Origin of the sequence: Stenotrophomonas sp. HMWF003 (genome assembly GCF_003061285.1) — a bacterium.
Taxonomy (GTDB): domain Bacteria; phylum Pseudomonadota; class Gammaproteobacteria; order Xanthomonadales; family Xanthomonadaceae; genus Stenotrophomonas; species Stenotrophomonas maltophilia_AP.
In genome coordinates, this window is the sequence record NZ_QAIW01000120.1 from 1 (window position 1) to 2,054 (window position 2,054).

The window sequence follows — 2,054 nt, forward strand, 5'->3', positions numbered from 1 at the left end:
TTTTTGGGGGGGAGGATGCCGAGCGTAGCTCGGCACTTTCGAAGCAACTGCAACGGCCACTGCAAAAGCCGAAGCAACGGCGAAAGCAGCAGCCAAAGCAGCAGCTACAGGCGCTGCCGCTCTCGCGGCCTTTGCCCACTGCCACACCCATCCACACATCCAAACTTGAGCCGCAGCCGCAGCCTCAGACAGTGCTGCCGATCAATCCGCGTGCCCGTCCCGCCAGCCAAACCGGCTTATCTGCCGTTGCTCCGGCTATTCCCTTGCGCACCGACCCTGTGTGCAGGTGCGTCGTGTGTGGGTTGGCAGGGCCCTCCACCGCATGGATGCGGTGGCGGAGCTTACAGGGACGTACTTGCAGCGTGCCCTGCCAACCCACACACGACGCGCCCCACCCAGGACCAAGCAGCCAAGGCTTTCGGCTTCGGCTCCAGCTTTGGAGTTGGACTTGGACCTGGACTTGGACCTGGACGTGGCTCCAGACGTTGCCCTTTGCTCTTGAATTCCGTTCCTCCCACCCCCATCAAAGGGAAGGCAAGGAAGGCTGAAAGCCAGGCCCCGCAAGGGTTTCGCCCCAGCAGCAACGCGCATTAACAAAACGTTACGCCGAAAGCGCTATCATCTTTCGGCGTCAATGCGCAATGCGCACGTCGTCTCGGGCCTCGTACAGGCCACCGTCCTTCTCGATGCTGCCGCCCTGGACATGTCCCGGGCGCCGGGATCGCTTTTACGCTGTGATCCGGCTCGTTCCCAGCATGTAGCGCCCTGAGCCGCCAAGAGATATCCGATTGGGCGAACGCCTGGTTGTACCAGCCCCAGTTACCGCTGCCGAACCCGACCCCATCGACTGCCGCCGTTGTGACGCGGTCTGTTGCCGGATGTCGGTGACCGTCATGCCCGACGACAACGTACCCAGCTACCTGCTGGATACCGATGAAGCCGGCCGCACCGTCATGGCGCGCAACGACGAAGGCTGGTGCGCCGCCATCGACCCCTATCACCTGCGCTGCACCATCTACTCGCAGCGTCCCGCCATCTGCCGCCAGTTTGACATGGGCGGCGATGACTGCCGCCTTGTGCGGCAGGACTACCGTCGACAACAGCACGATCTGTCGACGCTTTTTCCCTCGTTCCACCCATGACAGGAGCATCCATGGCTCGTACGCCAAAGACCTCCCCCAAGGCAGGCAACACCGTTCGCGTCGACCGTAAGCAGGGTTCCAGCACGGCCGTCAACAGCACCAGCATCGCAGCCGACCTGGCCGCGTTCCGCAAGGGCGGTGGCAAGATCGAAGTGCTCGGCAACACCCTGGCACTGAAGAAAACCGGCTGACCTGCAGCCGTCCGCACCGGCCCCGTGCCGGTGCGGAGGCCGCACTCAACGCCCGCCCAGGCCTACCCGCACGCTGCCCGAATGGGCATTGATCGCGATGTCGCCATCGCCGCCGCCCAGTTTTGCATCCAGACTCCGGCCCGGCCCGTACCGCGGCCGTTCCACCGTGCCCGAATCGGACTGGATGTCGCCGCTGAAGGTCTTCACGCTCAGCTGCGCCGACACCGACCGCGGCAGCTGCAGCCCGATCGACCCGCTCACCGTCTGCAACGTCACCTTGCCGCCCGGCGCCAACCCTGCCGCCGATACCGTCAGACTGCCCGACACGGCTTCGGCGGACAGCCGCTGCACGCGGCCCGCGTCCACCTTGATGCTGCCCGACACCGTTTCCAGCGCCACCTCGCCCGAGGCGCCGCCACCGGCCTGGATCCCGCCGCTGACCGCGCGCAGATCCAGCCGCGGCGTCTGCACCTGCGAACGGATTCCGCCACTGACCGTGGTCAACGCCGTCTCGGCGCTGCGCCCGGCGGCAGCGATGCTGCCGCTCACTGCATTGGCCTGCAACCGTCGCACGTCCACGTCGGCCACCTCGATGTCCGCGCTCACCGTGCCCAGCTGCACCTCCACCGCACGCGGCACGCGCAGTTCCAGCGTCGCGCCTCCGTTGCTCCGACCGCGCGGATAGACCACCTCCCAGCGCACCCGGTTGGCGCTGCGGTCC

General features: G+C 66.1%; 3 protein-coding genes. 2 read left to right on the forward strand and 1 reads right to left on the reverse strand.

All coding sequences use genetic code 11. The features are described from left to right. Positions 1-842 precede the first annotated feature (842 nt). Positions 843-1,142 (forward strand): YkgJ family cysteine cluster protein, encoded by a 300-nt coding sequence (locus DBR34_RS04695; RefSeq protein ID WP_128095912.1) that lies wholly within the window; start codon positions 843-845, stop codon positions 1,140-1,142. An 11-nt stretch (positions 1,143-1,153) separates the two neighbouring features. Next, the gene (locus DBR34_RS04700; RefSeq protein ID WP_038687055.1) at positions 1,154-1,333 is read left to right on the forward strand and encodes a hypothetical protein; all 180 of its coding nucleotides are present in this window, start codon (positions 1,154-1,156) and stop codon (positions 1,331-1,333) included. A 45-nt stretch (positions 1,334-1,378) separates the two neighbouring features. Here the strand turns inward: DBR34_RS04700 and DBR34_RS04705 are convergent. Then, positions 1,379-2,054: DUF4097 family beta strand repeat-containing protein (locus DBR34_RS04705; protein ID WP_128095911.1), on the reverse strand; the 676-nt coding region annotated here is incomplete at its 5' end.